Origin of the sequence: Streptomyces shinuiensis (assembly GCF_043660855.1) — a bacterium.
GTDB lineage: Bacteria > Actinomycetota > Actinomycetes > Streptomycetales > Streptomycetaceae > Streptomyces.
This window is the reverse complement of the sequence record NZ_JBIHML010000001.1, coordinates 1,638,480-1,656,130: the sequence shown is the minus strand read 5'-3', so window position 1 is coordinate 1,656,130 and position 17,651 is coordinate 1,638,480. Positions and strand designations below refer to the sequence as shown.

At 72.7% G+C, this 17,651-nt stretch carries 16 protein-coding genes and 1 pseudogene; 15 read left to right on the top strand and 2 right to left on the bottom strand.

Features of this window, described 5'->3' with window-relative positions; translation table 11 throughout:
- The first annotated feature begins 16 nt into the window (after positions 1–16).
- The 7 genes from rsmD (at position 17) to mutM (ending at position 5,167) form a co-directional block, all read left to right on the top strand.
- Positions 17–610, top strand: a complete 594-nt coding sequence (gene rsmD, locus ACGRHY_RS07170; RefSeq protein WP_394634558.1) for a 16S rRNA (guanine(966)-N(2))-methyltransferase RsmD — start codon at positions 17–19, stop codon at positions 608–610.
- Positions 607–1,116, top strand: a complete 510-nt coding sequence (gene coaD / locus ACGRHY_RS07165) for a pantetheine-phosphate adenylyltransferase (protein WP_394634557.1) — start codon at positions 607–609, stop codon at positions 1,114–1,116. The genes rsmD and coaD overlap by 4 nt, the downstream gene beginning before the upstream one ends.
- Positions 1,117–1,227: 111 nt before the next feature.
- Positions 1,228–2,376 carry a F0F1 ATP synthase subunit B family protein gene (locus ACGRHY_RS07160; protein ID WP_394634556.1) on the top strand — a complete coding sequence of 383 codons (1,149 nt, stop codon included), beginning with the start codon at positions 1,228–1,230 and terminating at the stop codon, positions 2,374–2,376.
- A 206-nt stretch (positions 2,377–2,582) separates the two neighbouring features.
- Complete coding sequence (locus ACGRHY_RS07155; RefSeq protein WP_394634555.1) at positions 2,583–3,182, top strand: YceD family protein; 600 nt, start codon at positions 2,583–2,585, stop codon at positions 3,180–3,182.
- 2 nt (positions 3,183–3,184) lie between these two features.
- On the top strand, positions 3,185–3,358 hold the full coding sequence (gene rpmF, locus ACGRHY_RS07150; RefSeq protein ID WP_031508259.1) for a 50S ribosomal protein L32: 174 nt from the start codon (positions 3,185–3,187) through the stop codon (positions 3,356–3,358).
- Positions 3,359–3,377: 19 nt separating this feature from the next.
- Entirely contained in the window at positions 3,378–4,178 is an 801-nt protein-coding gene (gene rnc / locus ACGRHY_RS07145) for a ribonuclease III (protein WP_394634554.1), read from the top strand.
- A 128-nt stretch (positions 4,179–4,306) separates the two neighbouring features.
- The gene (gene mutM / locus ACGRHY_RS07140) at positions 4,307–5,167 is read left to right on the top strand and encodes a bifunctional DNA-formamidopyrimidine glycosylase/DNA-(apurinic or apyrimidinic site) lyase (RefSeq protein ID WP_394634553.1); all 861 of its coding nucleotides are present in this window, start codon (positions 4,307–4,309) and stop codon (positions 5,165–5,167) included.
- A gap of 49 nt (positions 5,168–5,216) precedes the next feature.
- Here the strand turns inward: mutM and ACGRHY_RS07135 are convergent, their stop codons facing one another.
- Positions 5,217–6,164, bottom strand: a complete 948-nt coding sequence (locus ACGRHY_RS07135) for a CAP domain-containing protein (protein WP_394634552.1) — start codon at positions 6,162–6,164, stop codon at positions 5,217–5,219.
- A gap of 172 nt (positions 6,165–6,336) precedes the next feature.
- On the opposite strand from ACGRHY_RS07135, the gene ACGRHY_RS07130 reads away from it, so the two are divergent.
- From ACGRHY_RS07130 to ftsY, 5 genes and pseudogenes are all read left to right on the top strand, one after another.
- Positions 6,337–6,654 (top strand): acylphosphatase, encoded by a 318-nt coding sequence (locus tag ACGRHY_RS07130; protein ID WP_394634551.1) that lies wholly within the window; start codon positions 6,337–6,339, stop codon positions 6,652–6,654.
- 283 nt (positions 6,655–6,937) lie between these two features.
- Positions 6,938–7,147, top strand: a complete 210-nt coding sequence (locus tag ACGRHY_RS07125; RefSeq protein ID WP_093662111.1) for a hypothetical protein — start codon at positions 6,938–6,940, stop codon at positions 7,145–7,147.
- 178 nt (positions 7,148–7,325) lie between these two features.
- Positions 7,326–10,904, top strand: coding sequence for a chromosome segregation protein SMC (gene smc, locus ACGRHY_RS07120; protein ID WP_394634550.1), 3,579 nt, complete (start codon positions 7,326–7,328; stop codon positions 10,902–10,904).
- 427 nt (positions 10,905–11,331) lie between these two features.
- Positions 11,332–11,529, top strand: a pseudogene (locus ACGRHY_RS07115) (MFS transporter); the annotation flags it as partial.
- Between the two features lie 197 nt (positions 11,530–11,726).
- Positions 11,727–12,968 (top strand): signal recognition particle-docking protein FtsY, encoded by a 1,242-nt coding sequence (gene ftsY / locus ACGRHY_RS07110; RefSeq protein ID WP_394634549.1) that lies wholly within the window; start codon positions 11,727–11,729, stop codon positions 12,966–12,968.
- Positions 12,969–13,041: 73 nt separating this feature from the next.
- On the opposite strand, the gene ACGRHY_RS07105 is transcribed toward ftsY, so the two are convergent.
- Positions 13,042–13,731: a bifunctional DNA primase/polymerase gene (locus ACGRHY_RS07105; protein WP_394634548.1), complete on the bottom strand. Its 690-nt coding sequence runs from the start codon at positions 13,729–13,731 to the stop codon at positions 13,042–13,044.
- A 384-nt stretch (positions 13,732–14,115) separates the two neighbouring features.
- On the opposite strand from ACGRHY_RS07105, the gene nsdA reads away from it, so the two are divergent.
- The 3 genes from nsdA (at position 14,116) to ACGRHY_RS07090 (ending at position 17,634) form a co-directional block, all read left to right on the top strand.
- Entirely contained in the window at positions 14,116–15,639 is a 1,524-nt protein-coding gene (gene nsdA, locus ACGRHY_RS07100; protein WP_394634547.1) for a transcriptional repressor NsdA, read from the top strand.
- Between the two features lie 355 nt (positions 15,640–15,994).
- Positions 15,995–17,299, top strand: a complete 1,305-nt coding sequence (locus tag ACGRHY_RS07095) for an ammonium transporter (RefSeq protein WP_394634546.1) — start codon at positions 15,995–15,997, stop codon at positions 17,297–17,299.
- Positions 17,296–17,634, top strand: coding sequence for a P-II family nitrogen regulator (locus ACGRHY_RS07090; protein ID WP_394634545.1), 339 nt, complete (start codon positions 17,296–17,298; stop codon positions 17,632–17,634). The genes ACGRHY_RS07095 and ACGRHY_RS07090 overlap by 4 nt, the downstream gene beginning before the upstream one ends.
- The last annotated feature ends 17 nt before the right edge of the window (positions 17,635–17,651 follow it).

The window sequence follows — 17,651 nt, the reverse complement described above, 5'->3', positions numbered from 1 at the left end:
TGGAGACGGTGAAGCGATGACCCGCGTGATCGCCGGAGCGGCCGGCGGACGACGCCTGGCGGTGCCGCCCGGCCAGGGCACCCGCCCGACCTCCGACCGGGCGCGCGAGGGGCTGTTCTCCACCTGGGAGTCGCTGCTCGGCCCGCTGGCGGGCCTGCGGGTGCTCGACCTGTACGGAGGCTCGGGCGCGGTCGGCCTGGAGGCCCTCTCACGCGGCGCGGCCCACGTCCTGCTGATCGAGTCCGACGCCCGGGCCGTGCGAACCATCCGCCAGAACGTCCGCGGCCTCGGCCTGCCCGGCGCCGAGGTGCGCGCCGGCCGGACGGAGCAGACGGTGCGCGCGCAGGCCCCCGGGGAGCCGTACGACGTGGTGTTCCTCGACCCGCCGTACGCCGTCGGGGACGAGGAGCTGCGCGAGATCCTTCTCACACTCCGCGCCCGGGGGTGGCTCGCGGGCGGTGCCCTCGCCACCGTGGAACGGAGCACCAGGGGCGGCGAATTCCGCTGGCCCGCCGGTTTCGAGGGGCTGCGGTCCCGCCGCTACGGCGAGGGAACGCTCTGGTACGGTCGCGCCGCCGAAGAAGCCGAAGAGGTCACCGACGCGTCATGACCCGTACGGAGAGCGAGGAAACGCCAGTGCGCCGCGCCGTCTGTCCGGGGTCCTTCGACCCCATCACCAACGGACACCTCGACATCATCTCCCGCGCCTCCAGGCTCTACGACGAGGTGTACGTCGCGGTGATGATCAACAAGTCCAAGCAGGGCCTGTTCACCGTCGAGGAGCGCATCGACCTGATCCACCAGGTCACCGCCGAGTACGGCAACGTGCGCGTCGAGGCCTTCCACGGCCTGCTGGTGGACTTCTGCAAGCAGCGCGACATCCCGGCCATCGTCAAGGGCCTGCGGGCGGTCAGCGACTTCGACTACGAGCTGCAGATGGCCCAGATGAACAACGGGCTGTCCGGGGTGGAGACGCTGTTCGTGCCCACCAACCCGACCTACAGCTTCCTCTCCTCCAGCCTGGTCAAGGAGGTCGCGGCCTGGGGCGGCGACGTCTCCCACCTGGTGCCGCCCGTGGTGCTCCAGGCCCTGCGCGAGCGGCTGTCCCGCTCCTGACGCCCCGGCACCCCGGGCCCCCGCCCGGCCCGGAGGCCCGGCGGGCCCGCGCCCGGACCGGTTCCCGCATCCGCTGTCGCACCGGCGGGCGCTGCCCGTACAGTCGCTCCCGTGGACGTACAGCAGAAACTCGACGACATCGTCGCGGCGGTCGAAGGTGCCCGCTCCATGCCCATGTCGGCCTCCTGCGTGGTCAACCGCGCGGAGCTGCTGGGGATGCTGGAGGAGGTGCGGCAGGCGCTGCCCGGCTCGCTCGCCCAGGCCCAGGAGCTGATCGGCGACCGGGAACAGATGATCGCCGAGGCCCGGCGGGAGGCCCGGCAGATCATCGACTCCGCACAGGCCGAGCGCGGATCGCTGGTCTCCGGCACCGAGATCGCCCGCCGCGCGCAGGAGGAGGCCGACCACATCCTCGCCCAGGCGCGTCAGGAGGCCGGGGGGATCCGGGCCGAGGCCGACGACTACGTCGACAGCAAGCTCGCCAACTTCGAGGTCGTCCTCAGCAAGACCATAGGCTCGGTCGACCGGGGGCGGGAGAAGCTGCTGGGCCGGAATCCGGGTGCCGACCCCTACGGCGAGGAGGGCGGCGAGGACATCCCGGAGCGCTCCGCCGACCCCGCCGAGCTGCGGGAGCGCGCCGACACCTATGTGGAGGCCCAGTTCCGGGCCTTCGAGGCGGTGCTGTCCAAGACCCTGGAGGCGGTCGGGCGCGGCCGGCAGAAACTCACCGGCCACCGGCCCATCGACGAGCTGGGCGCCCATCTGGCCGCCCAGGACGAGCAGGGGCAGCAGAGCGACGCCGACTACCTGGCGGACCTCGCAGCCGTCTCCCACGAGCCGCGGCAGGCGCAGCAGCCTCAGCAGGCGCCACAGGTCCCCGCGCAGCCGCCGCAGCAGCCCGCGTACGAGCCGCAGCCCCAGCAGGATCCGTACGCCTACCAGCAGAGCGGTTACGGCTATGCGCAGGAGTACGGGCAGTCGCAGCAGGATCCGTACGCCTACCAGCAGCAGTCCCCGCAGCAGCCCGCGTACCAGCCGCAGCAGGCACAGCAGGGTGGTTACGGCTATCCGCAGGAGGGCTATGCGCAGGAGTACGGGCAGTCGCAGCAGGATCCGTACGCCTACCAGCAGCAGTCCCCGCAGCAGCCCGCGTACCAGCCGCAGCAGGCACAGCGGCCCGCGGCGCTCGACGAGACCAGTTTCTTCGACACCAGCATGATCGACATGGGGCAGCTGCGGCAGTACGAGCAGGGCCGCTAGCCGTACCGGCCCGGCATCCCGACGGGCCGGGCCGTGTCCGGTCGGCCCGGATTGGGTCCCGGGCGGCCGGTCCAGTATCCTGGCCATTCGGTCGTGGTCCGTCCGCGACGTCCGGCTGCCCAGAACGCAGGAATCGGAGCCAGCCGCTGTCAGACCGTAGAAAGCAGGAAGCCCTGAACGCCCCCCTCGACCCCCGTTCCCCCCTCGTGCTGGACACGCGCGAGCTGGGGCGCCGTCCGGGTGCGCTCAAGGAGTTCTCCCGGACGGTCCCGGCTCCGGGAGACCTCGGCATCGAGGTCATCGGGGTGCCGGAGGGCTCGCCCATGGAGCTCGACCTCCGCCTGGAGTCGGTCATGGAGGGGGTGCTCGTCACGGGCACCGCCCGTGCGCGGCTGAAGGGGGAGTGCGTAAGGTGTCTGGAGCCGCTGGAGCAGGAATGCGAGGCGGACTTCCAGGAGATGTTCTCCTACCCCGACGCCGACGACCGGAGCCGCTTCGCGGACACCGGCGACGACGCCGAGGACGAGGAGACGTTCCGACTCGAGGGCGACCTGCTCGACCTCGAGTCCGTGCTGCGTGACGCGGTGGTGCTGTCACTGCCGCTGCAGCCGGTGTGCCAGGAGGACTGCCCCGGACTCTGCCCCCGCTGCGGGGCGAGGCTCGCGGACGAACCCGGGCACGACCACAACGAGGCCGTCGACATCCGGTGGGCGGCCCTCGAAGGACTCGCCGGCTCCATGCGGGACGGCGAGAAGGACGAAGACAACGAACCCCGCACTGCCGGGGACGATCCACAGGAGAAATAGCCGTGGCTGTTCCGAAGCGGAAGATGTCGCGCAGCAACACGCGCCACCGCCGGTCGCAGTGGAAGGCTGCGGTCCCGACCCTGGTGAAGTGCGAGCGCTGCCAGGAGCCCCGTCAGCAGCACATCGCCTGCCCGAACTGCGGCACCTACAACCGCCGCCAGGTCCTCGAGGTCTGATCGGCTGGTGACGGGCTCCATGTCAGACGCCACTACGCCCGCAGACTCTCCCCGCAACGACAGGGGTGAAACGGCGCAGAGGGCGGGTCTGGTGGACGCGGCCTCGTCCCACACGCTTCTGGAAGGGCGGCTCGGGTACCAGCTCGAGTCCGCCCTTCTGACGCGTGCACTGACGCACCGCAGCTACGCGTACGAGAACGGCGGCCTGCCCACCAACGAGCGCCTGGAGTTCCTGGGGGACTCCGTACTGGGCCTGGTGGTCACCGACACCCTTTACCGCACCCACCCCGACCTGCCCGAGGGGCAGCTCGCCAAGCTTCGCGCGGCGGTGGTCAACTCCCGCGCGCTGGCCGGAGTCGCCCGCGGTCTCGACCTGGGCGCCTTCATCCGGCTCGGCCGGGGTGAGGAGGGCACCGGCGGCCGGGACAAGGCGTCGATCCTCGCCGACACCCTGGAGGCCGTGATCGGCGCGGTCTACCTCGACCGGGGGCTGGAGGCGGCCAGCGAGCTGGTGCACCGGCTCTTCGACCCCCTGATCGAGGAGTCCTCCAACCTCGGCGCCGGACTGGACTGGAAGACCAGCCTCCAGGAACTGACCGCGGCCGAGGGGCTGGGGGTTCCGGAGTACCTGGTCAGCGAGACCGGTCCCGACCACGAGAAGACCTTCACGGCTGCTGCCCGCGTCGGTGGTGTCGCGTACGGCACCGGCACCGGCCGCAGCAAGAAGGAGGCCGAGCAGCAGGCGGCGGAGGCCGCCTGGCGTGCCATCCGGGCCGCCGCCGACCAGCGGGAGGGGCGGACCGCCGAGAAGGTCTCCTGAACGGCCCGGAGCCCGCCCCGCGCCTTCCGCCCACCCGCCCGGAATCCGGGCGGGTGGGCGCGTCGTTCCATCAGTGACCCCACACCGCCTCCCGCTGACGCGGGATTTCCGTCGACGAGGAGCCGTCGTTGCCAGAGCTGCCCGAGGTCGAGGTCGTCCGGCGCGGACTCGAGCGCTGGGTCGGCGGCCGCACCATCGCCGGAGCCGAGGTGCTGCACCCGCGAGCGATCCGCCGTCATCTCGCCGGAGCGGAGGACTTCACCGGCCGGCTGCGCGGGACACGCGTCGGCGCGCCCCTGCGCCGCGGCAAGTACCTGTGGCTGCCGCTGGAGGGCACCGGCCAGTGTGTCCTGGCCCACCTCGGCATGAGCGGTCAGCTGCTCGTCCAGCCGCAGGACGCCCCCGACGAGAAGCACCTGCGCGTGCGCGTCCGCTTCGCCGACGACGAGGGGACCGAACTGCGCTTCGTCGACCAGCGCACCTTCGGCGGACTGTCCCTGCACGCCACCACGGACGACGGCCTGCCCGACGTCATAGCCCACATCGCCCGCGACCCGCTGGACCCGGTCTTCGACGAGGCCGCCTTCCACACCGCCCTGCGCCGCCGCAGCAGCACGCTCAAGCGGGCACTGCTCGACCAGTCCCTGATCAGCGGGGTCGGCAACATCTACGCGGACGAGGCGCTGTGGCGCTCCCGGCTGCACTACGACCGTCCCACCGCCACCCTCACCCGCCCGCGCACCGCGGAACTCCTCGGCCACGTCCGCGACGTGATGAACGCGGCCCTCGCCGTCGGCGGCACCAGCTTCGACAGCCTCTACGTCAACGTCAACGGGGAGTCGGGCTACTTCGAGCGCTCCCTGGACGCCTACGGCCGCGAGGGCCTGCCCTGCCGCCGCTGTGCCGCTCCGATGCGCCGCAGCCCCTGGATGAACCGCTCCAGCTACTTCTGCCCGCACTGCCAGCGCCCGCCCCGCCCGGCGCGCTGAACACCGCCCGCCGCCCGGGCGGGACGGCGGGCGCCTGCCGGGAAACCGCTCAGAAGCCGAAGTTCTGTGTCCACCAGGGGCCGCCCTCGGCGAAGTGCGCGCCCACGCCCAGGGTCCGGTAGTCGCAGTTGAGGATGTTGGCGCGGTGGCCGGGACTGTCCATCCAGGCGTCCATCACCGACCGGGCGTCGGCCTGGCCGCGGGCTATGTTCTCGCCGCCGAGGTTGTCGATGCCCGCCGCCTCGGCGCGGTCCCAGGGGGTGTCGCCGTTGGGGCTGGTGTGGGAGAAGAACCCCTGGGCGGCCATGTCCTGGCTGAAATCCCCGGCCAGTTCGGCCAGTTCGGGATCGGCGGTGACCGGCCGACAACCGGCCTCGGCGCGTTCCAGGTTGACCAGTCTCAGCACCTCCGCCTCGGCGGCCGTCTCCTCGTCGAGGGAGGGGAGGCCGGGCGCCGTGGGTTTCCGGGAGGAGGCGGAGGGCTCGCCGGGTGTGCCGGAGGGTATGCGGAGGGCGTCGGCCGCGCCGTCCTCCTCGGCGGGGGGCGTACTGCCGCGTGACGGGGTGGGCTCGGTCGTCCTCTCCGACGGCGTGGCCTCCGGCTTCCCCGGCTCCCGGTCGTGCGAGGGTTCGGCGCCGGGGGAGGCGTCGCGGCCGTCGCCGAGACCCGTGGCGGAACCCTCGCCGCGGTCGTCCGGGGCCGGCGTCGCGGCACCCTGGGTCCGCAGCTCCCGCAGCTCCCGCAGATCGTCCGGGGCCGCGCCGGAGGGGGAGGCGAATCCGCCGACGGTGTAGTCGCCGTTCGGGCCGGGCAGCAGCCCCGAGGCCACCGCCACGGCACCCATGGCCATCGCGGCCGAGGCTCCGAGGAGGCCGGTGCGGGCGGGGGCTGCGCCCCGCCTGCGGTGCGGGCTGCGGTGGCGTCCGCCCGCCGCGTGGCGGTCGGGGGTGACGGGGGCCGGTGCTGGAACCGGTTCGGCGCGGCGGTGGCGTCCCATCTGCTGCAGTCCTCACGTGATCGGCGTCACTTGTGTCACTCGAAAGAGTGAGTCCCGTTGCGGCGTGACTGTACGGCATCCACGAGAGGCGGAGGAGCGGTCGGCGGAAACACGGGAAGGGAGGAGAGGACGGGGCGCGTGGGAGCGGTGTGCGTCCGGATAGCGTGCGCCCATGGGTACGAACACGGAGGGCGCCGGCGAAGGCGCGGCCGGGGAGACCGTGCGGATGACGGCCTGGGTGCGCGGACAGGTGCAGGGGGTCGGTTTCCGCTGGTTCGCCCGGGCCAGCGCGCTTCGGATCGGCGGACTGGAGGGCTTTGCGCTCAATCTCGGCGACGGCCGGGTCCAGGTGGTCGCCGAAGGGCCGCGCGATCGCTGCGAAATGCTGTTGGGATGGCTCCGGACGGGTGACACGCCGGGCCGGGTTGAAGGCGTGACCGAGATCTGGGGTCCGCCGCGCGGCGGCTACGAGGGCTTCGCGATCCGATGATCCAAAGTGGTTGCCTTTCCCCGCGTGACGTGCAAGGCTGCGGCCAGCGTCACCCCCGCGGGACCCCGCGAGCCCTCCGGCAGATTGAGTGCCGTCGAGTCAAGGCCGCCGGGGAGCGTGGCGTGATCGTGTTGACCGCCAAAACTTTTGGTGAGACTCTGGAAGCCCCGCGCACCGCAGCTGTTCTGCCTTGGGAATGAAGGCCGAACGGCAACCGCGGGTGCGAATCCCTCACGACCCACCACCGTTCCGGTCGGTCACTCAGTGTGGAGGACCATCCATCATGGCAAAGGCGCTTCTCGGTTACGTCGGCGGTTCCGACCCCCGAGTCCTCGCCGAGATGCGACGGCTGCAGCAGCGTGTTCAGGACCTGGAATCCGAGCTGGTACGGATCCAGGCCGAGAACGACGCGCTGTCGGCCGCCGCTGCACGGCACGGCGACTCGTTGCTGGAGAGCATCGACGTATCCAAGGCGGAGCCTGCGCTCACCTGACCTCCCGGTCCGGGGAACGCAGCGCCAAGCCGCTGGAGAAAACTGCAAGGGACGCTTCGGCGTCCCTTCGTCGTTTCCGGCCGGAGCCGTGGCGCTTACCGTGTGATGTGCCCCACCCGTTCAGCGGCGAAACTCGCTTCGGTCGTGAAACAGGCACCTGGGAGTAAAGTCCGGATACGTGCACCTCAAGAGCCTGACCCTGCGCGGGTTCAAGTCCTTCGCCTCGGCCACGACGCTGCGCTTCGAGCCGGGCATCACCTGCGTGGTGGGACCCAACGGCTCCGGCAAGTCCAACGTCGTGGACGCACTGTCGTGGGTCATGGGCGAGCAGGGCGCCAAGTCGCTGCGCGGCGGCAAGATGGAGGACGTCATCTTCGCGGGGACGGCGGGCCCTTCCGGCCGCCCTCCGCTCGGCCGGGCAGAGGTCTCCCTGACCATCGACAACTCCGACGGCGCTCTGCCCATCGAGTACGCCGAGGTCACCATCACGCGGATCATGTTCCGCAACGGCGGCAGCGAGTACCAGATCAACGGCGACACCTGCCGGCTGCTGGACATCCAGGAACTGCTGTCGGACTCCGGCATCGGCCGCGAGATGCACGTCATCGTCGGCCAGGGCCAGCTCGACTCCGTCCTGCACGCGGACCCGGCCGGCCGCCGGGCCTTCATCGAGGAGGCCGCCGGCGTCCTCAAGCACCGCAGGCGCAAGGAGAAGGCGCTGCGGAAGCTGGACGCCATGCAGGCCAACCTCGCCCGTGTCCAGGACCTCACCGACGAACTGCGCCGCCAGCTCAAGCCGCTGGGACGGCAGGCGGCCGTCGCCCGCCGGGCCGCGGTGATCCAGGCCGACCTGCGCGACGCCCGGCTGCGGCTGCTGGCCGACGACCTGGTGGCCCTGCGCGCGGCGCTGAGGGCCGAACTCGCCGACGAGGCGGCGCTCAAGGAGCGGAAGGAGTCGGTGGAGGCCGGACTCGGGGAGGTGCTGCGACGGGAGGCCGCGCTGGAGCAGCAGGTCAGGGAGTTGTCCCCGCGACTGGAGCGGGCACAGCAGACCTGGTACGAGCTGTCGCAGCTCGCCGAGCGGGTGCGCGGCACCGTGAGCCTGGCCGACGCCCGGGTCCGCAGTGCGTCCGCCGAGCCCGCCGAGGAGCGCCGGGGGCGCGATCCGGAGGACATGGAGCGGGAGGCGGCCCGGGTCCGCGAGCAGGAGGCGGAGCTGACGGCCGCGCTGGAGGCGGCGAGCCGGGCGCTGGAGGACACCGTCGCCCACCGCGCGGAGCTGGAGCGCGCCCTGGCCGACGAGGAACGGCGGCTGAAGGACGCCGCCCGCGCCATCGCCGACCGCCGCGAGGGGCTGGCCAGGCTGCACGGCCAGGTCACCGCCGCCCGCGGCCGGGCCGCCTCCGCGCAGGCCGAGATCGACCGGCTGGCCACCGCCCGGGACGAGGCGGCCGAGCGCGCGGCGGCGGCCCAGGAGGAGTACGAGGCGCTGCGGGCCGAGGTGGACGGGCTGGACGCGGACGACGCCGAGCTGGCCGAGGAGCACGAGGCGGCCGGACGGGAACTGGCCGAGGCCGAGGCGGAGCTGAGCGAGGCCCGCGAAGCGCTGTCGGCCGCCGAGCGGGAACGTGCGGCGACCGCCGCCCGCCGTGATGCCCTGGCCCTGGGGCTGCGCCGCAAGGACGGTACCGGCGCTCTGCTCGGCGCCGGCGGCGAACTCACCGGACTGCTCGGCCCGGCCGCCGAACTCCTCACCGTCACACCGGGTTTCGAGGTGCCCGTCGCCGCCGCTCTCGGCTCGGCCGCGGACGCCGTGGCCGTGACCGGCCCGGCCGCGGCCGCCGACGCCCTGCGCCTGCTGCGCGGGCAGGATGCCGGCCGCGCGGCGCTCGTGCTCGGCGACGCGCCTCCGGAGGAGCCTCCCGGGGTCCTGGACGTCCCCGGTGCGCGGTGGGCCGCGGAGCTGGTGTCGGGTCCGGAGGCGCTGCTGCCCGCCCTGCGGCGGCTGCTGCGCGACGCGGTGGTGGTCGGCGCCCTCCGGGACGCGGTGGAGCTGGTGACCGCCCGCCCGGAGCTGACCGCCGTCACCGCCGAGGGCGATCTGCTCGGCGCCCACTTCGCGCAGGGCGGTTCCGCCGGGGCGCCGTCGCTGCTGGAGGTACGGGCGTCGGTGGACGAGGCCGCCGCGGAGCTGGCCGGGCTGGACGGCCGGTGTGAGGCGCTGGCCGGGAGCCGGGAGAGGGCCCGGGAGCGGCGGCGCGAGTGTGCCGCCCGGGTCGAGGAGCTGGGGGCGCGGCGCAGCGCGGCCGACAGGGAGAGGTCGCAGGTCGCGGGCCGCCTCGGGCGGCTGGGCGGACAGGCGCGGGCCGCGGTCGGGGAGGCCGAGCGTGCGGCGGCGGCCGTGGCGAAGGCCGAGGAGGCGCTGGCGCGGGCCCGTGAGGAGGCCGAGGTGCTGGCCGGGCGGCTGGCGGCGGCCGAGGAGCAGCCGGGTGAGGAGGAGCCGGACACCTCTGTGCGCGACCGGCTGGCGGCCGACGGCGCCAATGCCCGGCAGACGGAGATGGAGGCCCGCCTCCAGGTGCGCACCCACGAGGAGAGGGCCAAGGGGCTCGCCGGACGGGCGGACTCCCTGGACCGGGCGGCGCGTGCCGAGCGGGAGGCGCGGGCGCGGGTGGAGCGCCGGCGCGCCCGGCTGCGGCACGAGAGAGAGGTGGCCTCGGCCGTCGCCTCCGGCGCCCGGCAACTGCTGGCCCATACGGAGGTGTCGCTGGCGCGGGCCGGGCAGGAGCGGGAGGCCGCCCGGAGCGACAAGGCCGAGCGGGAACGCGAACTGGCCGCCGAGCGTGACCGGGGCCGGCAGCTGAAGGAGGAACTGGACAAGCTCACCGACTCCGTGCACCGCGGCGAGGTGCTGGGCGCCGAGAAACGGCTGCGGATCGAGCAACTGGAGAGCCGGTCCCTGGAGGAACTGGGCGTGGAGCCGGCCGTACTGATCCGCGAGTACGGCCCGGACCAGCCGGTGCCGCCGTCGCCGCCCGCCGAGGGGGAGGAACTGCCCGGAGACCCCGGCCATCCGCGCAACCGTCCGGTCCCCTTCGTCCGCGCCGGGCAGGAGAAGCGGCTGCAGGCAGCCGAGCGGGCGTACCGGCAGCTGGGCAAGGTGAACCCGCTGGCGCTGGAGGAGTTCGCGGCCCTGGAGGAGAGACACCGCTTCCTCGGCGAGCAGCTGGAGGACCTGAAGAAGACCCGCGCGGACCTGCTGCAGGTGGTCAGGGAGGTCGACGAGCGGGTCGAGCAGGTCTTCACCGAGGCGTACCGCGACACGGCCCGCGAGTTCGAGGGCGTCTTCTCCAGGCTGTTCCCCGGTGGCGAGGGGCGGCTGGTCCTCACCGACCCGGAGAACATGCTCACCACGGGTGTGGACGTCGAGGCCCGGCCGCCGGGGAAGAAGGTCAAGCGGCTGTCGCTGCTGTCGGGAGGCGAACGCTCGCTGACGGCCGTGGCGCTGCTGGTGTCGATCTTCAAGGCGCGTCCCAGCCCGTTCTACGTCATGGACGAGGTCGAGGCGGCGCTGGACGACACCAACCTCCAGCGGCTGATCGGGATCATGAGGGAGCTCCAGGAGAGTTCCCAGCTCATCGTGATCACCCATCAGAAGCGGACCATGGAGGTCGCCGACGCCCTCTACGGCGTCTCGATGCAGGGCGACGGGGTGTCGAAGGTCATCAGCCAGCGGCTCCGCCGAGCTGTCCGGTAGGCGGCCCTGGTCTTCACTTTTTCTTCACTTCCCGAACGGGAAAATTCACAGATTAGACCTACCTCGGGATCATCTCATCCATTGAATTCAATTTTTGAACGAATTATCTCTGTGTGGCCAGTCATGCATTCAAGCAGCGGCATGCAGTTGTGCGTGCCGGGTAAAAGGCGGCAACCGCTTGGCATCCCACCCGGCACCGCTGTCGGGGATCGCAGGAGTACACACAGTGACCAGCACCGCGCAGGTGAGGCCGGACCGACCGGGTGTCCCGGCCGGACGGCACCAGCACCTCAGACACGTCGTCTTCATCGCCGCCGCTGCTGCGATTGGAGGCTTCCTCTTCGGCTACGACAGCTCCGTCGTCAACGGCGCGGTCGAGGGCATCCGGGGCAGATTCGGCATCGCCTCCGGCGTGCTCGCGCAGGTCATCGCAGCCGCCCTCGGCGTCGCCGCCGGAGCCCAGTGGCTGGCGAACTGGCTGATCACCGTCACCTTCCCGAGCCTGTCGGGCTGGAACCTGTCGGGCGCGTACGTCATCTACAACGCCTTCGCGGCCCTCTCGATCCCGTTCGTCCTCAAGTTCGTGCCGGAGACCAGGGGCAGGGCGCTGGAGGAGATGGGCTGACCCGCGCCCCGGCCACGCCTTTGCGGCGACGATCACCGTTCCGGCCCGCCCACGGGCCGGAACGGCGATCGTCCGCGTCCTTGACCGATACTGGGACGCGTTGTGACTCCGGCTCCGAAGGAGCTTCTCGCCCGGCCCGAACGGCTCTGCGTCAAAGGCAGGCCCTGTCCGTGACGCAGGTAACTCTCTAGGGAAACATGGACATCCTCATTCTCGTTGTCGTCATCGCCGTGGTCGCCGTCGTGGCGATCGGCGGACTGGTGGTCACCGGCGTCCGCAGGAGGAAGACGCCACGGCTGGACCGCTCCGCCCCACCACCGACCATCACCGCGCCCCCGACCGAACCGCAGGTCGGCGAGGAGGCCGGGCCTCCCCGCGCGGAGGAACGCCGCACCATCGAAGAGGTCGAGCTGCCGCAGCCCCCGGCCGGGGCGACGGACGCGGAGGCTGCGGCGCCTCCCGCGCCCCCACAGCCCGAGGCTCCCGAGATCGAGGTGCCCGCGCCCACCGCCGGACGCATGGTGCGGCTGCGCGAGCGCCTGTCGCGGTCCCAGAACACCCTGGGCCGCGGTCTGCTCACCCTGCTCTCCCGAGACCACCTCGACGAGGACACCTGGGAGGAGATCGAGGACACCCTGCTCACCGCCGACGTCGGCGTCGCCCCCACCCAGGAACTGGTCGAGCGGCTGCGCGAGCGGGTGAGGGTGCTGGGCACCCGCACGCCCGCCGAGCTGCGTGCGCTGCTGCGCGAGGAACTGCTGGCCCTGATCGGCACCGATCTGGACCGCACCGTCCACACCGAGGGCGGTGTGTCCTCCGGGGGCGTGGTGCGGCCGGGCGTGGTGCTGGTCGTCGGTGTCAACGGCACCGGCAAGACGACCACCACCGGCAAGCTCGCCCGTGTCCTGGTCGCCGACGGCAGGTCGGTCGTGCTCGGCGCCGCCGACACCTTCCGCGCCGCCGCCGCCGACCAGCTCCAGACCTGGGGTGAGCGCGTCGGCGCCCGCACCGTACGCGGCCCCGAGGGCGGTGACCCGGCCTCGGTCGCCTTCGACGCGGTCAAGGAGGGCATCGGCGAGAGCGCGGACGTGGTGCTCATCGACACCGCGGGACGGCTGCACACCAAGGCCGGTCTGATGGACGAGCTGGGCAAGGTCAAGCGAGTGGTGGAGAAGCACGGCCCGGTCGACGAGGTCCTGCTCGTACTGGACGCCACCACCGGCCAGAACGGGCTGATCCAGGCCCGGGTCTTCGCCGAGGTCGTGGACATCACCGGCATCGTGCTCACCAAGCTCGACGGCACGGCCAAGGGCGGCATCGTCATCGCCGTCCAGCGCGAGCTGAACGTCCCGGTCAAGCTCGTGGGCCTGGGTGAGGGGGCGGACGACCTGGCGCCGTTCGAGCCGGAGGCGTTCGTCGACGCCCTGATCGGCGACTGACGGACACGGGGAGGGCACCGGGAGCGCCCCGCCGCGCACGGCCGAGGCCGCGGCGGGGCCCGGGCCCCGGGGGTCAGGAGCCGGGCAGCCCGCGGTGGCAGACGTACGCCAGGGTGCCCAGCAGCAGCCTGGCCTGCGGGGGACGGCCCGCCCCCTCCAGGGTGGGCGGCCGCAGCCACCGGACCGGGCCGAGCCCGCCGAGGTCGGAGGGCGGAGCGGTGACATGGTCGCCCGGGCCGAGGCCGTGCAGGTCCAGTACGGCGTCGTCCCAGCCCATCCGGTACAGAAGGCGGGGGAGGCCGGCGGCGGCGCCGGTGGCCACGAAGAACCAGGCGCGGCCGTGCGGAGCGACGGCCACCGGCCCGAGCGGCAGCCCCATCCGCTCCAGCCGGGCCAGCGCGTGGCGCCCGGCGGACTCGGAGACCTCGATGACGTCGAAGGCGCGGCCCACCGGCAGAAGCAGGGCCGCGCCCGGAACCCGCTCCCAGGCCGCGGTGGCCTCGTCCAGCGTCGCGCCGGCCGGTACCAGGAGCGCCTCGTCCAGGGGGTGGGCGCCGGGGGAGGGGCACCGCGGGGCACCGCAGGAGCACTCGGTCCGGTCGCCGACGCGTGTGGCGCGCGCCCCCGGGACCACGTCCCAGCCCCACAGACCGGTGTACTCGGCCACCGCCGTGCAAACCGGGGCGCGGCCCCGGCGCCGGGTGCCGGACCGCAGCTCCCGGAGCTCCCGGATCTCGCGGATGCTGCCGATTGTGAAGCCCATGCCCCCTCCAACGGGTCCCGCGTGCTCTTGGTTACGAAACCGTCGCACAGGGCGACGCCGGGTGGTCCGGGTCGAAGCGGGGCGACGGGATCTCTGTGAGGGGGTGCGCCGGTCTTCACGCGCCCCCGGTGTGCATCGCTTCAACCGGTTGTGGCCGCCCTGGGTCAAGTGAACCGCGCGGAAAGCTGCTTGAGTTCATCCGAAGGGGTGGCGAATGGTGGCGGTTTTGCAATTTCACTCGCCACGTCGGTGATCGTAGGATTACTTTCGGTTCACACGGTGACACAGAGGCACGGAGAGACGCCCGGCGTGCGCCTATGCCAGAGGCATGCCGAGGGGGCATCCGAGGACAGGACGCGCACGGGCCGGGATGGGGGCGTTCCATTGGGCGGCAACGGCAGCGGCGGCGGACTCGGCACCGCCGGGAAGCGCCCGAACGGACAGCTCGCCTCGTGGTTCGCGCGCAGCGGCTGGTCCAAGGGCGAGCTGGCCCGGCAGGTGAACCGCCGCGCACGCCGGATGGGCGCGCACCACATCAGCACCGACACCTCCCGGGTGCGCCGCTGGCTCGACGGCGAACAGCCCCGCGAGCCGATCCCGCGCATTCTCTCCGAGCTGTTCTCCGAACGCTTCGGCTGTGTGGTCGCCGTCGAGGAGCTGGGACTGCGCGCCCCCCGCCAGACGGCCTCCGACGGCGGTGTGGACCTGCCCTGGACGGGACCGCAGACCGTGGCGATGATCAGCGAATTCTCGCGCGGCGACCTGATGCTGGCCCGCCGGGGCTTCCTCGGCACCTCCCTCGGCATGGCCGCTGGTCCCGCGCTGATCGAGCCGATGCAGCGCTGGCTGGTGCCCGCCCCGGCCGCCCCGGTCACCGGCGAGCACCTGCCCGGCGCGTCGCCGGCCCCTGCCCGGGAGCCCGGCGTGCGGGGCGACCGCCGGCTGTCGGGCCCGGAGCTGGAACTGCTGGAGCAGACGATCGTGATGTTCCGCCGGTGGGACGCCCAGTGCGGCGGCGGACTGCGGCGCAAGGCCGTCGTCGGACAGCTCCACGAGGTCACCGACCTCCTCCAGGAGCACCACGCCGAGCCGGTGCGGCGGCGGCTGTTCCGCGTCACCGCCGAGCTGGCGGAGCTGGCCGGCTGGATGAGCTACGACGTCGGGCTCCAGCCGACCGCGCAGAAGTACTTCGTCCTCGCCCTGCACGCGGCCAAGGAGGCCGGCGACCGGCCGCTGGGCTCCTACGTGCTGTCCGACATGGGCCGCCAGATGATCCATCTGGGCCGCCCCGAGGACGCGCTGGAACTGGTCCACCTCGCGCAGTACGGCGGCCGGGAGGACGCCACCGCCCGCACCCGGGCCATGCTCCACGCGGTGGAGGCGCGCGCGTACGCCAACATGGGGCGGCCCGACAAGTGCCACCGGGCGGTGCGGATGGCCGAGGAGACCTTCGCCGAGGTCACGGAGGGGGACGACGACCCGGGCTGGATCGGTTTCTTCTCCGAGGCCGAGCTCAACGCCGAGAACGCCCACTCCTACCGCGACCTCGCCCATGTGGCGGGCCGCAGCCCCGCCTACCTATCGCTCGCACAGCCGGCGATGCGGCGGGCCGTGGAGCTGTTCGGCCGCGAGTGCGGCGGCGGCAGCGGCCACCAGCGTTCCTACGCGCTCAACCTCGCCGGCATGGCCACCGTCCACCTGCTGCAGCGCGAACCCGAGCAGTGCGCCGAGATGGCCGGCCAGGCGCTGGCGGTGGCGAAGCGTCTCCGTTCGGAACGGGTCGACAACCGCATCCGCAAGACCGTGGCCACGGCGGCCCGCGAGTTCGGGGACGTCGCGGAGGTCGCCGAACTCACCGAGCGACTCGCCGGCGAACCGCCCGAGGCCGAGGCCGCCCTCGCGGGCTGAACGGGCCCGAAGCCGGCCGCGCCCGCTCCCGTCCGCCCCACCGTCTCTTCCCGGCCGCCCGCCGCACGGCCCCGGGGTTGTCATACGACCGTGCGGGCCGGGCCGTCCCGCGCCTGCCTGGCGCGGCCGTCGTGCCCGGCCGGGGCGGTGCGCCGCACGGGCGGCCGGGGGCCGGGCCGGCGACGGCGCGGTTTCGGCCCGCAGGCGTGTTCACCCAGGCGTAACAGAGAGCGTGCCTTCGTCACGGCCGTGAAACGCCGCGCCGCATCGGCGGAAACGGGACTCCTGAAATCTGTGGCTCATCCTGACCCCCAGATCCGCCCCCACGGGTCGCGTACGCGAGGAGACGCCCACATTGAACGGCGCGGACACCGCTTTCGTACTGATCAGCGCGGCGCTGGTCATGTTGATGACGCCCGGCCTGGCCCTTTTCTACGGCGGCATGGTCCGGGTCAAGAGCGCACTGAACATGCTCATGATGTCCTTCATCTCCCTGGGCATCGTGAGCGTCCTCTGGGTCCTCTACGGCTACTCGCTCGCCTTCGGCACCGACACCGGCGGCCTGATCGGCAGTCTTGAGCACATCGGTCTGAGTGGCATCGGCGTCGAGACGCTGACCGACGGCGAGGAGGGCATCCCGGTCCTCGCCTTCGTCCTCTTCCAGCTCATGTTCGCCGTCCTGACGCCCGCCCTGATGAGCGGCGCCCTGGCCGACCGCGTGAAGTTCAGCGCCTGGGCGCTGTTCATCACGCTGTGGGCCACGGTCGTCTACTTCCCCGTCGCGCACTGGGTGTGGGCCGAGGGCGGCTGGCTGTTCGAGCTGGAGGTCATCGACTTCGCCGGCGGCACCGCCGTCCACATCAACGCCGGAGTCGGCGCCCTGGCGGCCGTCCTGGTGGTCGGCAGGCGCATCGGTTTCAAGAGGGAGCCCATGCGGCCCCACAGCCTTCCGCTGGTGGTCCTGGGCGCCGCCCTGCTGTGGTTCGGCTGGTTCGGCTTCAACGCCGGCTCCGCGCTGGGCGCCAACGGCACCGCCGCCACCATGGCCCTGAACACCCAGGTCGCCACCGCCGCCGCCATCCTGGGCTGGCTGCTGTACGAGCGGATCCGGCACGGGGCCCTCACCACCCTGGGCGCCGCCTCCGGAGCCGTCGCCGGCCTGGTCGCCATCACCCCCGCCGGGGCGCATGTGAACGCCGTGGGCGCGATCGTCATCGGCCTGGCGGCCGGTCTGGTCTGCTCCTGGGCCGTCAGCCTGAAGTACCGGCTCGGCTACGACGACTCCCTGGACGTCGTCGGAGTCCACCTGGTCGGCGGCGTCATCGGCACCCTGCTGGTCGGCGTCCTGGCCACGGACGGCGTGGGCGGCCTCGCCCAGCTCGGCAAGCAGGCCGCCGGGGCCTTCTCGGTGATGGCCTTCTCCTTCGCGGTCTCCTGGATACTCGCCAAGCTGGTCGACGCGGCCGTCGGCTTCCGGGCGAGCGAGGACGACGAGACCGCCGGGCTGGACCAGGCGTACCACGCCGAGACCGCGTACGACCTCAGCGCGGTGGGCGGCTCGCCCGCCTCCCGCGGCACGGCCGGGACCGCCGGCGGCCACGACGACAGCGCGACGGCCTCGCCGTCCGCGAAGGAGACCGACAAGAAGGTGGACGCGTGAAGCTCATCACCGCAGTCATCAAGCCGCACCGGCTCGAAGAGGTCAAGGACGCCCTGCAGGCGTTCGGAGTGCAGGGCCTGACCGTCACCGAGGCCAGCGGATACGGCCGGCAGCGCGGCCACACCGAGGTGTACCGCGGCGCCGAGTACACCGTCGACCTCGTCCCCAAGGTCCGCGTGGAGGTCCTGGTCGAGGACGAGGACGCCGAGCAGCTCCTCGACGTGGTCGTCAAGGCCGCCCGGACCGGCAAGATCGGCGACGGCAAGGTCTGGAGCGTCCCCGTGGAGACGGCGGTACGCGTCCGCACCGGCGAGCGCGGCCCGGACGCGCTGTGAGCCGGCCGGAGCGGGAG